Here is a 17,565-nt window from a genome sequence, read left to right on the forward strand (position 1 = left end):
CGCCGGAAAGAAGGCCGCCAAAGCGCGAATATTGCTTCCGATGGTGATGGAAGCGGACGTGCTCCCCAACAAGGTTGTTCGGTGCCGCATTGGATAATCACGAAGCGTGGGACTGCTTGCGCCGTACACCACGACCACCGTTGAAGTCAGGCAAGCCGGATGCAGTGGCTCGCAACGGGGCCGACCGGCTGCGCCAGAAGGCGATACTGCCATTCGATGTTGTTGCCTTCAGTGCACTTGTCGTTGTCATGATAGACATTCGTTGAATAGGGTTTGATCGAATGGAATGGAGGGACTTTAGCCATGATCGCTCTTTCCTTGTAGGAAGGGGACTATTGTTGCGCGTGCGCCAACGGCGCGAAAATAGCGCCCTGCCGCTGCGCTGAGTAAATCAACAACCGAGGAGGCCGGGATATTTGCCCGTTGTCATTTAAAAGCGGAATACGCGCTCTTATATGAGCGACGGTTCTGAACGAAGGCCCCGTTCGCTCGCTGCCACACGAGCTATGGAATATGGCCGCAGTACAGATCACATCTACATCGAGCGTCACTCACACCCTCGATTTACTGATCCCATACGAACTTCGCACCCTCCGGGACTTCGCACAGGAATTCGTCCTGGTGTTCCGGCTGCGTCATCCCGGCCGCTAGTTTCGACGCCCGCACCGTGAGCTTACCATCGGGGCTCAGATTGTGACGGATGTATTCAGTCACTGGGAGCCCCGATGGTAAGCTCATGGTGAGGACGGTGTGCAACCCCGTTTTTGTATGACTGTTTTCGTGGCCGGCGGCCTCCTCCGATTCGTAAGGCGGCCTTCGTAATGAGAGTATCTCCCGTCGAAACGCTAAAAATGCTGCTGCAGTCAGCGTTTCATTGCTTAAAGGCCGAACATGAAGTTCACCCCGGAGGCACGCGCGAGCACGGAATCTTCTCCTTGGGTTTAAGAGGCATAGGAGCGGCCTATACAGTAAAGCGACTTGCCAGCAACAGAAAACGGGTGACGAGGAAACCTGCATAGGTAATTGCGCCGGCGGATAACCCGATCCAGACTCCAATTGCACCAAAGACCCAGCTCAAGGCGAAACTGACCGGGAAGCCGATTAGCCAGTACGCAAAGATTGCGAACAGAAGCGGTTTTGCCGTGTCTTTCAGCCCACGGAGCCCGCCACCCGCAATGACCTGCGCTGCATCAGCTACGAAAAAGCTTGAGGCAACCATAAGGAGGGATGACGTCAGTCCGATTGCCGTGTCCGTGTCGTTCAGTGACTTGTTTAAGAAAAACGCGGCGATCCGAAAACGCGTCGCAATGACCCCAACCGTCACAAGCGCAGAGGCCAAAACACCGAGCAGGATCGCAGCCAGGCCTGCGCGCTTGATACCGGAGGCGTCATTGTGCCCGACCGCATGACTGACCCGCACTGCGGCCGCCATGCTGATGCCGAAGGGCACCGTGTAGGCGATTGTGGCGATCTGCATCGTAATCTGATGAGCGGCAAGCGCGCTCGGGCTGATCCTACCTACAAGGAGTGCGGCGGCGGCGAACACGCCGTATTGCATGATGACTGCTACCGAGATCGGCGCTCCGATCAAAATGATCGCTCGTAGGAGCGGCCAGTCGAAGTGCCACAGGTGCGCAAGCACCTGGTAGTCGCGGAACGGGCGGCAAGCTATTGCGGGCCATAGAGCTGCTACGAACATGCCCCAATTTACGAGGGCGGTCGCAATGCCGACGCCAAGAAGATCTAGTGGTGGCAGCCCGAGCTTTCCGAAGCCCAGAAGATAAACAATGGCCGCGTTGACCGGGATAGCGGCCAGGGTAATTCGGAAGATCGGTTGCGGCCGTCCCACTGCGCCCATGAAATGTCGAATGGCCTGAAACCACAGCGCTGGCGTCACGCCCCACGCGAGTCCAAGCAGGTACTGCTGAGATAGCCGTGCTGCGCAATGTTCCTGACCGAGGGCGAGCAGAACTTGTTCGCCTGCCGTACAAACAGCCATAATAGGCAACGAGAAAAGCAGGGCCAGCCAAAGCCCCATGCGCAGTGCACGCGGCACATCGGCCGCACCCTTGCCGGCAAGAGATTGTGCCGTCAAAGGTGCGATCGGCGTCAGTAACCCGGCGCCGAACGTGAAGCTTATGACATACAGGGTGGTGGCCAATGCTGCGGCCGCGAGCTCCCGGGGCCCAAGACGACCAACAAAGGCAAGATCCGTCGCCATCATTGCGACCTGAGCAAGCTGCGCCAGTGCCATTGGCCAAGCCAACACCGCGGTCGCACGGAGCTCGACAGCGAATCTACTCAAAACCGTTCGTGTCCTTGGATTGCGACGCAAGGCAGAAAGCTGCTTCATTTGGTGTATTTCGTGCTCGGTGAAGACGCCTGCCCGCCTCGAGCCCACGGTCCCGCGATGTTGGGCGTCGAGTGCAAAAGGTGTTGATTCTGTAAAGAAGGTAGAACCAGGTGCGTCGCAGCCCTCAGGATACGGTGCCCCGGTTCGATGCTAGTGCCGTCATTGGTAGGCCCAAGCGAGCCTGTGTCCGTTGACAACGAAAACGCGATCAACGTGCTAAGGTGCATGTTGGTTTGGAAGAAGACATGATGAACGTACGGAAGCCGCCATAGTGAGCGCCGCGCGCTGGTGCGTCTCTCTCTCCAAGAAAGTATCGCTAACGCTGTCCAGCTAGTCTTGAGGTTAAGTGCGCAGTGTAGGATGCGCCGAAGTGCCGTAAGGTAGTGCTCTGTCATTGGGGCGTTTTCTACCGTCCCGGCAGATGAGCAAGTCCTTTCAAAACCTGTGCCACAATGAAAGTCTGAGTGAATTTGCCGAAGGGAAGGCGCCATGAGGCGGACAGCTGTCGCATCTGCGACAGTCCCCGTTGGGAAGAGCGGGGCTGCTGGGTCACTCAGGGCTGGCACTTGCGGTCAATCCAACCAGCCGCGCAGAGTGTCACGGTCAACTCTTTGTGGTCCAAACAACCTAACGATTAAAGCCTCAAGTCAGCTTCGGGCCATGACCTCCTGCGGTTCAAAGCCTGAGGCGGCTGTAATAATAACTTGAAACCAGTTACTGAGTAGTATCTAGGTGTTTCTTTCGGGTTATTCGCAGTGCCAGTTCGGCGTTTGCCTCGCAATGTTAAACGTGAATAGCGATTTGGCGCCATGCAGCTTGTAGTCATGGCTCCTTGCGGCTGGGTGGCCAGGACGCATCGGCAACATCGGCGCGCTGCGGCCCAAAGCATGACTTGAGGCTACTACTGTGTGTCCGCACACGAAACGATCCTTGGGGAGCCCTAAAATCCGACGGCATCGCGAATGTCGATCAAGACGTACGGATCGGTCGAGCCTGAATCTCTCTGATCCGAGGCGCGGGGAGCCGGAAGGCCGGCGAATGCGGTGCATGTCGATACCGGCCGCCGCTGGCCTTTACCGTGCCGCGAAAACTCCGATGGTTGGTCGTCTTGGGGCAGTTTCCCTCGCGCGATCACCGGCTTCGATGCGGGAATCGGGCGCCGCCACTTCTCCCATTTCGGACTTCAGGTCCATGTGGTCGTCTCCTTCTGGTTCTGCCCTCTGCAAGAAAGCCAACACGACCCGGGTTCGCAGCTAGCCTGCACTGTATTTCGACCCTCGTCAGCGACTTCAGGTCGATCTCCATCATCATCATGATCGCGATATTGGGACAACCAAGTCTGTGGACCGACATCAGATAAGTCGTCGCCGGTCAGTAAGCCGATTCCAACACATCGAATGGGATTGAGTTTAGTTCTCCGATTGCGAGCTTGTGTTGCAGGAAAAGGGGGCCGACGCGCCTTGCCATAATGTCGACGCGGGCTCCAGAGTGGTGAAGCCGGATGAAAAGGTACCCGCGTGCGGCGGACAAACACGAGTGTCAGAAAAAGCATAGTAGTTGTCAGAGCAGCTGAGGTGTCTCTTGCGTTTCTACACTGTCCCAATTTGTATGAAATCGGCACGCGCTTTGCTCTGAGGCAAGGCAGGGCACGTGTCTCGGGCATGTCCAGCCAACGGCCGGATCGTCGACGTCGCCCTTCTCCACTAAAGGAAGAGCGATGTATCAGCCGTCTAAACGATTTCGGGGTATTATCTCAGGTAAGAGGCGCCGCCGTCATTCTGAGGTTTCAGATCGCGCAATTCGCGTTGCTGGGGGGCTCAAGCGCTTCGGCATTGGGAAAGGGGACAGTGTATGCATCTTAATGCGGAATGATATCGCATTCGTCGAAGTTACCGATGGGATCATGAGAGCCGAAGCCCTTGCAGTACCTGTAAACTGGCATTTCAAGCGACAGGAGATCGGGTACATTCTGGCCGACTGTGGAGCACGTTTGCTAATAGGCCACGCGGACCTCTTGCATTTGTTGGATGCCGATCTCGCTAGCAGATTGCCAATTCTAAGCGTTCCGACGCCGCCCGAAGTAGCAGAGGCGTACAAGATTGAAGGGACGCGCCTCAAAGTGCCGCACTTCGCGCGGGATTTTGAAGAGTGGATAGCGGATCAGCCGCTCTTTGCAGGAGCGCCCGCGCGGCAGCCGATGACGATGATCTACACCTCAGGAACGACTGGTTGTCCTAAAGGCGTGCGTCGTAGCCCACCAACCAGCGAGCAGGCGATCGGATTGGAGGAAATGCGAGCCATAGTCTATGGATCTGGCACTCGCGCGCTACTCCCAGGCCCGCTTTATCATTCAGCGCCGAATTTATTTGGAATGTGGTTCAGCCGCCGCGGTGGTGCGCTTGTGCTGATGCCGCGGTTCGAGCCTGAAGAGTTGTTGCGGCTGATAGAGGCGGAGAGGATCGACACCATCTTGATGGTGCCGACTATGTTTATTCGCCTTCTGCAGCTGCCCGACAGTATTCGACGAAGCTATGATCTCGCGTCCTTGCGACACGTAGTCCACGGGGCTGCGCCCTGCCCCCCGATCGTGAAGAATGCCATGATAAATTGGTGGGGCCCCATTATATGCGAGTTCTACGGCTCGACGGAGGCCGGTGCGGTAACATTTGCGAGTTCGCGAGAATCACTTGCAAAGCCGGGAACGGTCGGCAAGCCGCTAGAGCACGTTCAGCTGCGTGTGATTGGTGCAGACGGAAGAGAATTGTCGGCCGGACAAATAGGAGAAATCTGTTCACGCAACGTATGGTACCCACAGTTCAAGTACCACAATCGACCTGGGAGCTCTGCCGAGGCCGATGACGACGGTTTCACTGCTTCCGGTGACCTCGGTTATATCGACGCTGATGGATATGTATTTCTTTGTGACCGAAAACGGGAGGTTGTAATCTCAGGCGGTGTCAACATTTATCCCGCGGAGATCGAAGCGGCTCTCCATATGATACCGGGCGTTCAAGACTGTGCTGTGTTTGGCGTTCCGGACGCGGACTTTGGCGAGGCACTGATGGCGGTGATCGAACCGCGCCGACGGGAGGTGCTTAGAGTCCATGACATCCGCGAGAAGTTGAAGACGGTGTTGGCGGACTACAAGATTCCGAAAATAATCGAGATCCGGACCAGCCTTCCGCGTGAAGAGTCTGGCAAGTTATTCAAGAGGCTGCTGAAAGATCCTTATTGGGAGAAGTCAGGACGCAGGATTTGAGAGGACTCGAGACGGAACAAAACCCCGCATCTGAAAAGGCACTGTTCTGCCCGTGGGCCCTCGGCTTGAGGGTCGCTAGCTACAATTGGTTGCCGTCATGGATCTCCTCTGTCGCAAGGTCGTCAGTTCGGGATGCGCGATGACAGAAGGGTTGATTGGTCCTCTCTACGCTGACTGTGGCCGCGACGAAGCGGCTGGATGGGTCTACCGTTCGATGAGGTGTCCACTCCGACTTACCGACGTCGTAGTGCTAGGATGGTGGCAGATAGACTTAGAAGTCGAAGTCTCCAATGGAAGCGTTTCGTGCAGCCTCGACAGGCGCGGTCGACGATCCTGGTGCAAGGTGAAGCTGTCCCGTTTGCATCGTGTCCACGTTAAGCGTTTGCCTCCGTCTACTCCTCTCACTGTGGCGGCACGTTAATTGCTGCTTGCTTGGAGAGGCTGCGCAGGCCGACGACTGTACTAAGGCGGAGAGCACTCTGCCCGCGCACCACATCACAGCGCAGAGGAGTTGAAGTTGGACCCCAATACATCACGACAGGCCTCCCGCCAGAAGGATTTGTACAAGGTCGGCGAAGTGCCGCCCCTCGGACACGTTCCCGAACGTATGTACGCGTGGACCATACGGCGCGAGCGCCACGGGCCGCCAGAGAGTTCGATGCTGGTAGAAGTGGTGCCGACTTGGCCGATCGGCGAGGATGAAGTATTGGTCATGGTCGCTGCTGCAGGCATCAACTATAACGGAGTGTGGGCGGCGTTAGGGGCGCCGATGTCCCCCTTTGATGTGCACCTATGCTCCTATCATGTGGCCGGATCGGATGCGGCTGGAGTGGTTTGGGCGGTAGGAGCAAGGGTGCGCCGGTGGAGGGTTGGGGACGAGGTGGTCATCCACTGCAATCAGGACGACGGGGATGATGAGGATTGCAATGGTGGCGAACCGCTCCTCTCACCTTCCCAGAGGATCTGGGGATACGAGACGCCTGATGGTTCTTACGCCCAGTTCTGCCGCGTGCAGCCACGGCAATTGATGCCGAAGCCAGCTCACCTCAGCTGGGAGCAGGCCTGTTGCTACACGCTAACGCTTGCAACGGCTTACCGGATGTTGTTCGGACACCCGCCGCACATTCTAAAGGCTGGCGACTACGTGCTGATTTGGGGTGCTACGGGCGGGCTCGGGGTATCTGCAGTGCAGCTTGCAACAGCATGCGGCGCCAATGCAATCGGAGTCGTTTCCGATCGGACTAAGGCCGATTATGTAAGATCGCTTGGTGCAAAGGGTGTTATAGTCCGCACTGAATTCAATTGCTGGGGCCCTATGCCGGCAGTAAATTCACCTCAATACGGGCCTTGGCTCAAGGAGGTGCGGCGGTTTGGAAGGGCAATTTGGGATGTTACTGGAAAGCGCGATATCGATATTGTGTTCGAGCATCCAGGTGAGCAAACATTCCCCGTCTCGACGATCGTCGTAAAGCGCGGTGGCATGGTAGTCGTTTGCGGCAGCACAACAGGTTTCAATCTTACCTTCGATGCCCGTTATATCTGGATGCGCCAGAAGCGAATTCAAGGTTCTCATTTCGCGAATCTCAAACAGGCAAATGCTGCGAACCGTTTTGTGCTCGATCGCCGAATCGACCCGAGTATGAGCGAGGTCCTGCCGTGGGAGGAAGTTGCGCGAGCGCATACGAAGATGTGGAAGAATCAGCACAGGCCCGGAAACATGGCTGTTCTGATCAATGCGCCGCGAATCGGACTACGAAATTTGGAGGACATTTTATCCGCGGCTGCGTTGCCTTAACCGTAAGCGCAGTTCTGCGGCTTTTGACTGGCCCTTGACGCCTATTTTGTTCGCGTCGCGCGTCGCCGCGGTTTCCATGTGTCGGACAGCGCGTTGACGGCGGCTTCGAGCGCCTTCCGGTCGACGATGTTGGGATCGAACCGCGCCGGACCCCAGAGGCGCATATGTTCGTGGTCCGGATGGGCAGGGTCTCTGATGGCTTCAAGGTATTCGGCATAACCCGGCGCACCGCCGACGTCTTCCGGAGGACAACGACCGGCGGCTTCGAGCAAGAAGGGAAGTCCCTCCGTCGTGGTGTTCTCGAACCATTTTTCGAGCTTGATCACATGGTCCCAGCTGTCGCCGAAGTCATAGAGATAATGGATCGTCTTGGCGCCAGTCTCGCGAACGACATCGCAAGGCCGCGCTTTGCTGGCATCCATGGGCTGGTGGGCGTAATCGTTGTGAGGATCTGGAATCCCCCAACGGACCTCACCAGCGAAGAACTCGAAGAGGTGGCTGTTCGTCCAGCCAAATGCCGCCTGAAGCGACAGATGCAGCCGATCCAAGCGCAGGGTGACGGGTACGACGAGGCGACGCATCACCTCCGGTTTCACGTCCTTGAGGTCACCTTGATCCGGACCGCGGTCGTGTTCAGGCTCATGCCGCCAGCCTCGGATCGTATGGAAGCATCGTGTAGATCGATGCCCAAGGGAGCAGTTCGTCCAGTCGCGCCGCAGGCCAACCATTGACGAGATTGGCGAGAACATCAGCGAGCCAGTGCTCGGCACTGACGCCATTGAGCTTACAGGTTTATGCCGCCCGCCGAACTATGCCGAACGGAGTTGGTATGGCACGCCGTTGTCACGCTGGCACCGCCGATCGCGTGCAGGGCAGCCCCATTCCATTCGGCATAGTCTGGTCGTTCAGAGCGCCTCCAGAAAGGCGAGCAGGCGGTCGTTCGGCTGGAAGCGGGTTAGCTTGCCGCGCTCGTACGGCTTGAGCTTCGCCAGGGCAGCTTCCTTGAGGGCGAGGTGGGCGTGCAGGTACGTCTGCGTCGTCTCGACCGATTCATGACCGAGCCACAGCGCGATCACAGAACAGTCGACGCCGGCTTGCAGCAGTTCCATCGCAGCGCTGTGCCTCAGCACGTGCGGCGACACGCTCTTGGCCTTCAAAGACGGGCAACTCTTGTGAGCGACACGAACATGCTTTCCCAGCAGGGACTGGACGCTGTCGGCACTGAGCCGGCCCCCGTGCACGTTCGGGAACAACGCTGTTGCTCCTTTCCGCAACGGTTCCTTGAGCCATGCCTGGAGCGCACACCGAGCGAGTGTGGTCAGCGGAGTGGTCCGCTCCTTCCGCCCTTTACCGACGCATCGCACGTGTGCGCCAGACCCGAGGTGGACGGCATCCCGGTCAAGGCCAGTCAGCTCTGAGAGGCGTAAGCCTGTCTGGGCCGCGACTAACAGCAAGGTGTGATCGCGGCGGCCAAGCCACGTCGTTCGATCGGGCGCTGCGAGAACCGCCTCGATCTCGGGGCGCGTCAGGAAGTGCACCTTTCGCTTGTCGTGACGCTTGCTCGGTATGGCGAGCACGCGCTGGATCAGCGCACTGTGTGCCGGTTCCTCGAAGGACACGAACCTGAAGAAGGATCGGATGGCCGTCAGACGCAGGTTACGCGTCTTCGCACTGGCGCCGCGCGTTACCTCGAGATCGGTGAGGAACGCGCCGATGAACGTTGCATCCAGATCGGCGAGCGTCAGGGCCGATGGGGACTTGCGCAGCTGCACCCGAGCGAACATGAACAGCAGCCGGAACGTGTCTCTGTAGGAGGCGATCGTGTTGCCGCTAACATTGCGCTGGCGCATGAGGCGCTCGGTGAAGAAGCGCTCGATCAACGTGGCGACATTGCAAGCGGGCTTCATGGCGTCACCTCCCATCGCCGATCGAGACGCCGCGCGGCTTCCTCCATCAACTCGGGGCAGGCCGAGAGATACCAGTAAGTGTCGCGCACGCAGACGTGGCCGAGGTAAGTGGAGAGCACTGGGAGTTGTTGCTCGACGTTCTTGCCTTCGCGATACCAGTTGAGCAGCGTCCGGATGGCGAAGCGATGACGGAAGTCATGCACGCGTGGCCCGGTACGATCACCTGGGCGCCGCAGCCCGATCTCTCTGGACAATCGCCAGAAGACGCGATGAACGTACTGGTGCAGCAAGCGGCCTCCCTGTTCGGCAACGAAGAAGGTCGAGCCGCAGCGTGACCCGAGCAGCGCATCGCGCCGGTGGGCGTAGTCGCGCAGCGCGGTTCTCGTCGTCGGATGCAATGGCACGAGCCGCGACTTGCCGAACTTGGTCAGCCGGACCGTCAGCACGCCGGCGTCGAGGTCGACGTCATCACGCTCCAGGCCCATCGCCTCGGATATACGCATGCCCGTCACCGCGATCAGCCCGAACAAGGCATGGTAGGTCCATCGGCGCAGCCCGTCCGCTGGTGGCAGAGCCAGCGCTGCCGTCAGCAACGCATCGATCTCCGCGTCGCTGTAAACATAGGGCTTGGCGCGCTTCCATCCGGGCAGCATGCCGACGGGCGGCACCTCCGTTCTCGGGTCGAAGTTGGCGACATGGCGCGCGAACCCGCGCACGTCGCTCAATCGCAGCGCCCAGGATGCATGACGATCGGGCGGCAGCGTTGCCCATTCCATGGCCAGCTTCGTCGTGATGATCCTCGCCTTGCGCTTCTCCATGAAGGCGACGAAGTCGGCGAGCCGACGGGTCTGGTGCTCGTACTTGTATCCAAACCCTTGCGCATGCTCAGGTACTTATCGAGTGCGGCGCGCAGATTGGTCATTGCACGCCTCCCGGCCAGGGCAGGCTCAATGTTCTCAGCGCATCGATGTCGACCTTCGAGTAAATCCGGGTAGTGTCGTGGTTCTCGTGCCGCAGCAACTGTCCGATCTCCGACAAGGTGGCGCCAGATCGGAGAAGCTCGGTAGCGAGACTGTGTCGGAAGATATGGGCGCCGCGATGTGCGCAACCTTCGATTCCAACGCGATCGAGAGCGGCCTTGGCGATCATGGTGATCGCACATCCGGAAGCAAAGCCGACGTGTGGCGCGAGCGTACGGACGAACAATCGTCGGCACGACGACTTTGGGCGGCCATTGCGGAGATATGCAACGATGGCCGCGCCAACGTCTGGCGGTATCGGCATCCGTGCACGCTGTCGGCCCTTGGCGCGAACGAGTATCTCGCTGGCGCGCCAGTCGATATCATCAAGGGTGAGCGTCGCGACCTCGTCGGCCCGCAGGCCGAGCTTGGCTAGCAACAACAGAATGGCGTAGTCCCGCCGTCCCATCACTGTCTCTCGGTCGCAACCGTCGAGAGCCTTCCGCACCTGTGCCGCAGGCAGATAGGTCGGCAGAGTTGCGAGCTTCCATCGCCGCATCGATGGAACGCAATCCGCCAACGGGCGCGCGTTCAGCCCCCGATGGTGGAGGTAACGGAGAAAGGCGCGCAACGACCAGCACATCGCCTTGCCTGTTCCCGGGCTCCAATCCTGGGCGTGGCGCTCAATGTAGCGGATCACGTCCTCTTGGCTGATCTTGCCCAGGGCGGCGCCGCCGGAGCACACCTCGTGCAGGAACCTGCGGATGACCGGGAGATGGCGGACGATGGACCTCGGGGCCAAGCCGCGCTCTGATCGCAGGTAGGCATCGAACTCCTTGAAGATCCGTTCGTGCGGGGTGAGAGGCGGCAGCACCGACGGCGCGATCACGCCTTCCTCGCGCAGCACCGACAGCCATCGCTTGAGCGCGGCCCGGTCACCGGGTTGGATAGACTGCCTTCCGCCTCGATGCCGGAGGTACCGCTCAACGACCTGCTCATCGAGATCGACCAGCTTGTAGCGACGGCCCGCCATCCAACTCAGGAGCCCGCCAACCACGTTGAGGCAACGCCACGTGCCGTGCCGAACGAGCCTCTCTTCGATGAGACGAGCGGCGTAGCGCTCGACGAGTTGTCCGTGCGGCCCGCTTCTGAGACGCCGGTACAGCCGGCTTCTGCCCAAGTACTTTTCAACTTCCATCTTCCTGTTCTCCGCTGTTGAAAGCGGAGGCACAGAACGAACTATGCCGAACCGACCAAACGCCGGTCAGCCAGAAATCTGGGGAAAACGACCCGACTCGGCATAGTTCGGCGGGCGGCATAAACAGCCCTATGCCGCGCGCGGCATAGGGCTGTCTCAATGAACGAAGCCAGGACTGCCCAATCCTCGGCGCCCTCGTCGCACCCGGCAAAAAGAGAGTTCTTGGCGTTGAGCTTGATCGGCCGCATCGCACGCTCGACAGCATTCGTGTCCATCTCGATGCGCCCGTCATCAAGGTAGAGTGTCAGGCCGCTCCAATGACGGAGCGCGTAACGCAAGGCCTTCGCCGTGTCGCTCTTCGGTGCAAGGTGATCAAGCTTGGCCTCAACCCACTGCTTCAAGGCTGTAGCGAGAGGCCGAGCATGCGCCTGCCTGCCGGCACAGCCCTCCGCATCCGATCGGCCGCGGAGGGCCTTCTCGACTGCGTAAAGCTGGGCGATGCGTTCAAGAGCCTGGCGGGCAACCGGAGCTGGCGCCGGCGAAGCCTCGCGCTCGATCTTCACAAACTGGCGCCGCAGATGCGACCAGAAGGCGAGCGTCCCGGACAGGGCGTCCGCACGCCTCTCTCGGATCATCGTCTTGTAAGCTCCGTCGCAGTGGATGATGCCGCGATAGCCTTCGAGCAGCCTCAAGCCGGACGGCTCCACGGCCCGGTGCATAAGCGTAAACCACCCAGGTGGGTCAGGTCCGGCCCAGGGCCTGTCATCGCGTGACAGCGCCCAGAAGTAGCCAGTTTTCGTCCTGCCGCGCCCCGGATCTAACACCGGTGCGGGAGTCTCATCGACACAGAGCTTCGAGGAGGCGAGCAGAAGCTGGCGCAGACGATGCCTTCAATTCCTGGGCCGCATAGCCGACCCAGAAGGCGAGCGTGGAACGATCCAGCGCTATTCCGTGGGTCGCCAACATCTGCGCCTGGCGGTAAAGCGGCAAATGCCAATGATACTTGGCGTCGATCACATGCGCGACCAGCCGCTCGGTGGGCAATCCTCCCCTGATCAGTCGCTCGGGCGCAGCCTGCTGGAGGACGACGCCGTGACAGGCGCGGCAGGCCAGCTTGGGCCGGCGGGTTACGATGACGCGATACTGCGCCGGAACGACATCGAGCCTCTGACTCTCATCGTGACTGATCTCGAAGAGGTCGCCGTTACAACACGGGCAACTGGTCTCCGCTGGCATCAGGATTTCGACGATGCGCGGCAAATGCCACGGAAGTTAAACCCTGTTGGCTCTGCGCGCGGCAGCTCTCTTCTCGCAAACTCTGGGATTGGGGCGATCTTCGGCTGCTTCGAGGGCGGCGACGGCCTGATCGATATCCTCCAGAACAAACTGCAGCTGATCAGCGTCCAGCTTTTCCGAGGACCGACCGAACTGCGCATCTTTTGCAAGCTTGAGCAACCGCTCGAGCCTGGCGCAGCGATCCAGCAGAGCCGCGGCAAAGACCCGCAACTCGGCCGGATCGCTCGGCAGTTCATCAGGCAAATCACTCATTGCCCCGAGTCTGCCATGCTTCGCGCCCCGATGCAGCGAAGATTTGTATCTTTACGCAAGTGCTTTCGGCGGTGCGTCGCGAGGCGCATGCATGCGCGTCCAATCCATGCCAGCCAGAAGCACCGACAGCTGGGCGGCATTCATCCGCATCACGCCGGCCACAATGTGAGGCCATTTGAAGCCGCTGCCATCGAGCCGCTTCCAGTACATCACAAGGCCGCTGCCATCCCAGACGACGATCTTCACCCGGTTAGAGCGCATCGCACGGAACACCACCGGCACACCCTTCATCGGGTCATGGCCCAGCGTCTCCTTCGCCAACAGCGCCAAGCCCTCCGCACCTTTTCTGAAGTCTACAGGTTGCGTCGCCACGTAAAGCATGAGGCTCGCGGGCGGCGTCAGCATGAACGTGTCCGTCGAAGCGCTAAGAACACGTCGCTCAACACAGCAAGGCCAGGCGCCCCCCGCACCTCCACGCGTGCTCCCTGGAGCTCAACCGTCACAATGGCTGCTTCCGGCGACCTGGTCGGCTCTGCGGCCGCCGGTAGCGCCGATTCCGATACCACCGGCACGAACGACAGCGTCTCCGAAGTCGGCAGCACCAACTGGCCCAAACGTGCCCGGCGTCGCCAGTCGTGCACCTGCTGGGTGCGTATTCCGACGAAGTCGGCCGCGGATTCCGGGCGAAGCCGGCCGCCTGTACCGATTGAAGCCGGCCGTGGATTCCGATGATCCCGGCCGCCTGCCGAGGCGGGGTCTCGCGACGACGTCGTCATCAGGTCAGTTGGCGGGCTCGTCGTCAAGCGTCTGACGCTTGGCGGCGGCTTTGCGCAGGCTCTCGCCCTTGAGATTGAGCCTGTGGGCGTTGTGTACGAGGCGATCGAGGATAGCGTCGGCAATGGTTGGGTTGCCGATGAGCTCGTGCCAATGCTCGACCGGGAGCTGGCTTGTCACCAAGGTCGAGCCGCGGCCATGGCGATCCTCCATCATCTCCAACAGGTCGCGTTGCTGCTCGGCAGTCATCGGGGCAAGTCCCCAGTCGTCGAGGACCAGAAGCTCGACGCGCGCCAGGGTCCTGAGCAGGCGAGCGTGGCGGCCGTCGCCCCGCGCGAGAGTGAGCGCCTCGAACAGCCGCGGCAGCCGTTGATAAAGCACGGAGCGGTTGTCCCGGCAGGCCTTGTGGCCCAAGGCGCAAGCAATCCAGCTCTTGCCGACGCCGGTCGGGTCGATGATGAGCAGGTTCTGATGCCGGTCGATCCACTCGCCAGCGACGAGCTTTTGGAACAGCGGCTTGTCGAGCCCGCGCGGCGCCTTCATGTCGATATCCTCGACGACGGCGTTCTGCCGGAGACTTGCGAACCGCAACCGAGCAACCAGCCGCTTGTTCTCGCGCTCGGTCGCTTCACGGTCGACGAGCAGTGCGAGGCGCTCCTCGAAGGCCAGCGCGGCAATGTCGGGTTGTCGCTGCTGTTCGTCGAGGGCCTTCGCCATGCCGGTAAGCCCGAGCGCGACGAGGCGGTCGTGGGTGGGATGTGTCAACATCGTCTCTCCTTTCTTCACTGGTAGTAATCGGTGCCGCGGATATTGCCGTGTCGGATCGGTGGGCCGTCTGGCGGTCTCTCGTTGGCGTAGGCGCGATCGAGCCCGTGCTGCAGGATCGACTTGATCGAGCCGTAGGTGGTCGCGCCGATGTCGTTGCCACGCTGGCAGGCGGCCTCGATGCGGGCCGAGCCGTAGCTGCGCGCGAGCCGCAAAATGCCGAGACAAGCCCGGAAGCCCTGCTCGGGGTGTGGTTTGGCTTTCATGATTGCTTCGACGAGAGCGATCGTGGCAGGGCCGATCTTGGCGGCTTCTCGCTTGATCCGCGCCGGGGTCCATTCGGCATAACGCCGGTGCGCGCTCGGCATGTGCTCCGGGATCGTGGTGTGGCATTGGGGTACGTCAGAGCGGGCGTGGCTGGCAACCCGGCTGCCCTTGTGCAGGATCTCGACCGTCCTGTCGGTGACGCGCGCCTCGAGCTCTTCGCGGATCAGACGCGAGGGCACCGAGTAGTAGTGACCGGCGATCTCGACGTGATAGTCGGGCGCGACTCGGCACTTCTTCCACTCGGCATACTGATATGGCATCGGCGGCAGGGCGTTGAGCGCCGGCTTGTCGATCTGTGCGAACAGCTCGTTGCGGCTCACGCCGAGTTTACGCATGATCCTGGCATAGGATCGGCGTCGCCTCAATCCTATTGCTCCTAACGATAGGACATGCCGTCCGCACGGCCGTCGCTTTCACAGCATGGTTTTCCTTAGGCAATCCAGGAAGAGAACGTTTCCTAGCTACGAGCGGTCGGCCTAGATCACTCACCCTACAAGAGTAGATAGGCAGGAATCTCTTGCGGCCGAGCAGTGAGGATCGATAAAAGGATACAACCAGCCTCACACAGAGGACTAACAAATATGACATACACCTTGAATCCCTTGCTGCGCTTTCTCCAGGTTTACGATGACGCGGCCGCGAAAATGGGCATCAGGCTTTCCATTGGGTGTGATTTCAACGAGTACATCGCGATCACAGCCTCGCTAGCAGACAAACCCAATACTTATCCCATCTTTCGGCCAGACCGCTCACCGATTCGAACGGGCGAAGGGTATTGGCTTGTGGGTTTTGATAAGGAAAACAAAGTGGCGCTCGTCGAGGCCGCGCGCTTCTATGACCTGTCGCAAACCACCCTTGCAGCACACCTCGAAACGCTGAAGTTCTTCTATGCGAATCCGACGATAGATGCACATCCTGAAGATCGCTGCGTTTGTACTGCTCAGATGGCGCGCAGCATTACAGGTAAAGTGGTGTACCACGGGGATATCTGGATCCGCCCCGACTTCAGGGGCTCGGGCCTGCTCAAGATCATGACGGGGACTATGCGTGGCGTCAGTCTTGCGATGTGGGCTCCCGACTTTCTCTGTGGCCTAGCTGGGCGGTGGTCGTTGGATAAGAACGTCTATGATCCGGTTCACAATGAACCAGGCGGAGCAGACATTCACCTGGTGCAAGAGAATATCGTCGCTAACGATTGGCTGTTCTGGATGACAGGCTATGAACTTAAGCAATTGTTAGACGTAACGCCGGACCTGAACTGATCGTCTAACGTCGTTGCATTTGCGGGCTGCGGGCCGGAACAATACCGGCGACGAAGGTCTTGAGCTAACGCCCCACCGATTGCCGCTCTCTAGACTAGATGCCATACGCTTGTGAGTTAATGAGCGTGCCAAGCACTTCAGCTACCAGCAGCCTCTCCATCGGATCTCTATACACCATCCGGGTCACCGTACAAGGCTCACGACTTCGATCCGAGTTATCGCGTCGCTCCGCCCACCGCGTAGAAGCGGACATACCAATGCAAGGAGATCTTTCAATGAGTCTTAAGCTTACCGTCTTTACTGCGATACCCCGCGAAAGGGGACAGCAGCAAGGAGAGCTGATGCGATCGGAAATCGCGGCCAATGCTGACTTTTATTTAAAACGCTTTTGCGCTAACGGAACTAATCTTGCGCAAATTCAAGCTGAAGCAACTGGTTGGTTGCGCTTCCTTGAAGATCTACGACCCGACTACGTTGAAGAGCTGAGGGGAATTGCCGACGCTGCCTTTATGCCCCTCTATACGGTTGTGATGCTTAACGTCCGGCATGAGATTTGGCTACGCCTGATGGCACGTCGAGCCGCCGATCTATCGTATGGGATTTTGGATGGCTGCACGTCTGCCGGATTAATGCCCGAGGTAACCGCGCAAAATACAACAATGCTGGCGCAAACGATCGATGGGCAAGCGGCAGTTCGGGGCACCCTTTTTGTAGGCAAAGTAGTGACGCCCGCTAACCCGCAATGGCTGGGCATCTTCGAAGCAGGCTGCGCCGGCCCCATAGCGGGACTGAATGAAGCTGGGATCGGGCTAGTCTGCAACAGCTTGGTTTCGCCTATTGATGGCTCGGCACTCATGACCGCCCCGTTTAAGCTGAGGTGCCGGTCCATCCTTCAGGCGCCGACATTCGACCGCGCGATAAGCGCGATTATCCGCGCTGATCGAAACATCTCTATGAACTACCTGATTGGCCATGCTGATGGCGAGATTATCAACATTGAGAGCTCCCCCAATGACAAACGGTACATTTATCCTGAGGATGGGGTAATTTCACACGCAAATCATTTTGAGCCGGGAACACGAATACCTTCAGAATGGGAGCGCTTTGTGCCCGACAGTCCGTTTCGGTCCCGTCGCTTTGGTCGACATCTGCGCTCAAGGCTCGGGCAGGTGGATGTGGATCATATTTTGTTGGGCCTCAAAGACCATTTCTCTTACCCGGCATCCATTTGCTGTCACCCGAACCAGGATACGCAGTATCCGAATAGTACCCTTTCCGCCATCATTATGGATCTAAGCAAGCGTGTTTTGTTCGCCACTGACGGACCCCCGTGCAGCGCGCCGCTTGAGCGATTTGATCTTTGGATTTAGGGTCTGTACCTAATTAGCCGGTTCTGATTCCCTCGCACCGAGTTGATT

13 protein-coding genes and 3 pseudogenes are annotated in these 17,565 nt (G+C 59.3%); 4 read left to right on the top strand and 12 right to left on the bottom strand.

Annotated elements, in window-relative coordinates; translation table 11 throughout:
• Positions 1 to 146: 146 nt before the first annotated feature.
• Both ACWAT4_RS43285 and ACWAT4_RS43290 read right to left on the bottom strand, forming a co-directional pair.
• The gene (locus ACWAT4_RS43285; protein WP_164934297.1) at positions 147 to 305 is read right to left on the bottom strand and encodes a hypothetical protein; all 159 of its coding nucleotides are present in this window, start codon (positions 303 to 305) and stop codon (positions 147 to 149) included.
• 656 nt (positions 306 to 961) lie between these two features.
• Positions 962 to 2,353: an MATE family efflux transporter gene (locus ACWAT4_RS43290; protein ID WP_128929874.1), complete on the bottom strand. Its 1,392-nt coding sequence runs from the start codon at positions 2,351 to 2,353 to the stop codon at positions 962 to 964.
• Positions 2,354 to 4,070: 1,717 nt separating this feature from the next.
• Here ACWAT4_RS43290 and ACWAT4_RS43295 point away from each other — a divergent pair.
• Together ACWAT4_RS43295 and ccrA are read left to right on the top strand one after the other, a co-directional pair.
• On the top strand, positions 4,071 to 5,612 hold the full coding sequence (locus tag ACWAT4_RS43295; RefSeq protein ID WP_237867202.1) for an acyl-CoA synthetase: 1,542 nt from the start codon (positions 4,071 to 4,073) through the stop codon (positions 5,610 to 5,612).
• Positions 5,613 to 6,129: 517 nt separating this feature from the next.
• Complete coding sequence (ccrA, locus tag ACWAT4_RS43300) at positions 6,130 to 7,407, top strand: crotonyl-CoA carboxylase/reductase (RefSeq protein ID WP_232995631.1); 1,278 nt, start codon at positions 6,130 to 6,132, stop codon at positions 7,405 to 7,407.
• A 41-nt stretch (positions 7,408 to 7,448) separates the two neighbouring features.
• Here the strand turns inward: ccrA and ACWAT4_RS43305 are convergent, their stop codons facing one another.
• The 10 genes and pseudogenes from ACWAT4_RS43305 to ACWAT4_RS43350 form a co-directional block, all read right to left on the bottom strand.
• Positions 7,449 to 8,003 (bottom strand): plasmid pRiA4b ORF-3 family protein, encoded by a 555-nt coding sequence (locus ACWAT4_RS43305; RefSeq protein WP_232995630.1) that lies wholly within the window; start codon positions 8,001 to 8,003, stop codon positions 7,449 to 7,451.
• A 43-nt stretch (positions 8,004 to 8,046) separates the two neighbouring features.
• Positions 8,047 to 8,199, bottom strand: a pseudogene (locus ACWAT4_RS43310) (transposase domain-containing protein); the annotation flags it as partial.
• A 113-nt stretch (positions 8,200 to 8,312) separates the two neighbouring features.
• Complete coding sequence (locus tag ACWAT4_RS43315; protein ID WP_128929872.1) at positions 8,313 to 9,314, bottom strand: tyrosine-type recombinase/integrase; 1,002 nt, start codon at positions 9,312 to 9,314, stop codon at positions 8,313 to 8,315.
• A pseudogene (locus ACWAT4_RS43320) lies at positions 9,311 to 10,236 on the bottom strand (tyrosine-type recombinase/integrase). The gene ACWAT4_RS43315 and the pseudogene ACWAT4_RS43320 overlap by 4 nt, the downstream one beginning before the upstream one ends.
• On the bottom strand, positions 10,233 to 11,471 hold the full coding sequence (locus ACWAT4_RS43325) for a tyrosine-type recombinase/integrase (RefSeq protein WP_128929871.1): 1,239 nt from the start codon (positions 11,469 to 11,471) through the stop codon (positions 10,233 to 10,235). Before ACWAT4_RS43325 ends, ACWAT4_RS43320 begins: the two are co-directional and overlap by 4 nt.
• 41 nt (positions 11,472 to 11,512) lie before the next feature.
• Positions 11,513 to 12,707: pseudogene (gene tnpC, locus ACWAT4_RS43330) on the bottom strand (IS66 family transposase).
• 36 nt (positions 12,708 to 12,743) lie between these two features.
• Complete coding sequence (locus tag ACWAT4_RS43335; RefSeq protein WP_232995629.1) at positions 12,744 to 13,019, bottom strand: transposase; 276 nt, start codon at positions 13,017 to 13,019, stop codon at positions 12,744 to 12,746.
• 51 nt (positions 13,020 to 13,070) lie between these two features.
• Positions 13,071 to 13,424 carry an IS66 family insertion sequence element accessory protein TnpB gene (gene tnpB, locus ACWAT4_RS43340; RefSeq protein ID WP_128929870.1) on the bottom strand — a complete coding sequence of 118 codons (354 nt, stop codon included), beginning with the start codon at positions 13,422 to 13,424 and terminating at the stop codon, positions 13,071 to 13,073.
• A gap of 375 nt (positions 13,425 to 13,799) precedes the next feature.
• Positions 13,800 to 14,561, bottom strand: a complete 762-nt coding sequence (gene istB / locus ACWAT4_RS43345; RefSeq protein WP_128929869.1) for an IS21-like element helper ATPase IstB — start codon at positions 14,559 to 14,561, stop codon at positions 13,800 to 13,802.
• A 14-nt stretch (positions 14,562 to 14,575) separates the two neighbouring features.
• Positions 14,576 to 15,250 carry a transposase gene (locus ACWAT4_RS43350; RefSeq protein WP_164939080.1) on the bottom strand — a complete coding sequence of 225 codons (675 nt, stop codon included), beginning with the start codon at positions 15,248 to 15,250 and terminating at the stop codon, positions 14,576 to 14,578.
• A 216-nt stretch (positions 15,251 to 15,466) separates the two neighbouring features.
• On the opposite strand from ACWAT4_RS43350, the gene ACWAT4_RS43355 reads away from it, so the two are divergent.
• On the top strand, positions 15,467 to 16,147 hold the full coding sequence (locus tag ACWAT4_RS43355) for a hypothetical protein (protein WP_128929867.1): 681 nt from the start codon (positions 15,467 to 15,469) through the stop codon (positions 16,145 to 16,147).
• Positions 16,148 to 16,422: 275 nt separating this feature from the next.
• The gene (locus ACWAT4_RS43360; protein WP_164934298.1) at positions 16,423 to 17,517 is read left to right on the top strand and encodes a C45 family autoproteolytic acyltransferase/hydolase; all 1,095 of its coding nucleotides are present in this window, start codon (positions 16,423 to 16,425) and stop codon (positions 17,515 to 17,517) included.
• Positions 17,518 to 17,565 lie beyond the last annotated feature (48 nt).

It is taken from the genome of Bradyrhizobium sp. T-1 (assembly GCF_053592855.1).

Bases quoted from the DNA above. Each gene is read 5' to 3' on its own strand.
- ACWAT4_RS43295 (WP_237867202.1), top strand. From the start codon at position 4,071: ATGTATCAGCCGTCTAAACGATTTCGGGGTATTATCTCAGGTAAGAGG.
- ACWAT4_RS43290 (WP_128929874.1), bottom strand. From the start codon at position 2,353: ATGAAGCAGCTTTCTGCCTTGCGTCGCAATCCAAGGACACGAACGGTT.
- istB (WP_128929869.1), bottom strand. From the start codon at position 14,561: ATGTTGACACATCCCACCCACGACCGCCTCGTCGCGCTCGGGCTTACC.
- ACWAT4_RS43325 (WP_128929871.1), bottom strand. From the start codon at position 11,471: ATGGAAGTTGAAAAGTACTTGGGCAGAAGCCGGCTGTACCGGCGTCTC.
- tnpB (WP_128929870.1), bottom strand. From the start codon at position 13,424: ATGCTGACGCCGCCCGCGAGCCTCATGCTTTACGTGGCGACGCAACCT.
- ACWAT4_RS43285 (WP_164934297.1), bottom strand. From the start codon at position 305: ATGGCTAAAGTCCCTCCATTCCATTCGATCAAACCCTATTCAACGAAT.
- ACWAT4_RS43335 (WP_232995629.1), bottom strand. From the start codon at position 13,019: ATGAGTGATTTGCCTGATGAACTGCCGAGCGATCCGGCCGAGTTGCGG.
- ACWAT4_RS43315 (WP_128929872.1), bottom strand. From the start codon at position 9,314: ATGAAGCCCGCTTGCAATGTCGCCACGTTGATCGAGCGCTTCTTCACC.
- ACWAT4_RS43355 (WP_128929867.1), top strand. From the start codon at position 15,467: ATGACATACACCTTGAATCCCTTGCTGCGCTTTCTCCAGGTTTACGAT.
- ACWAT4_RS43360 (WP_164934298.1), top strand. From the start codon at position 16,423: ATGAGTCTTAAGCTTACCGTCTTTACTGCGATACCCCGCGAAAGGGGA.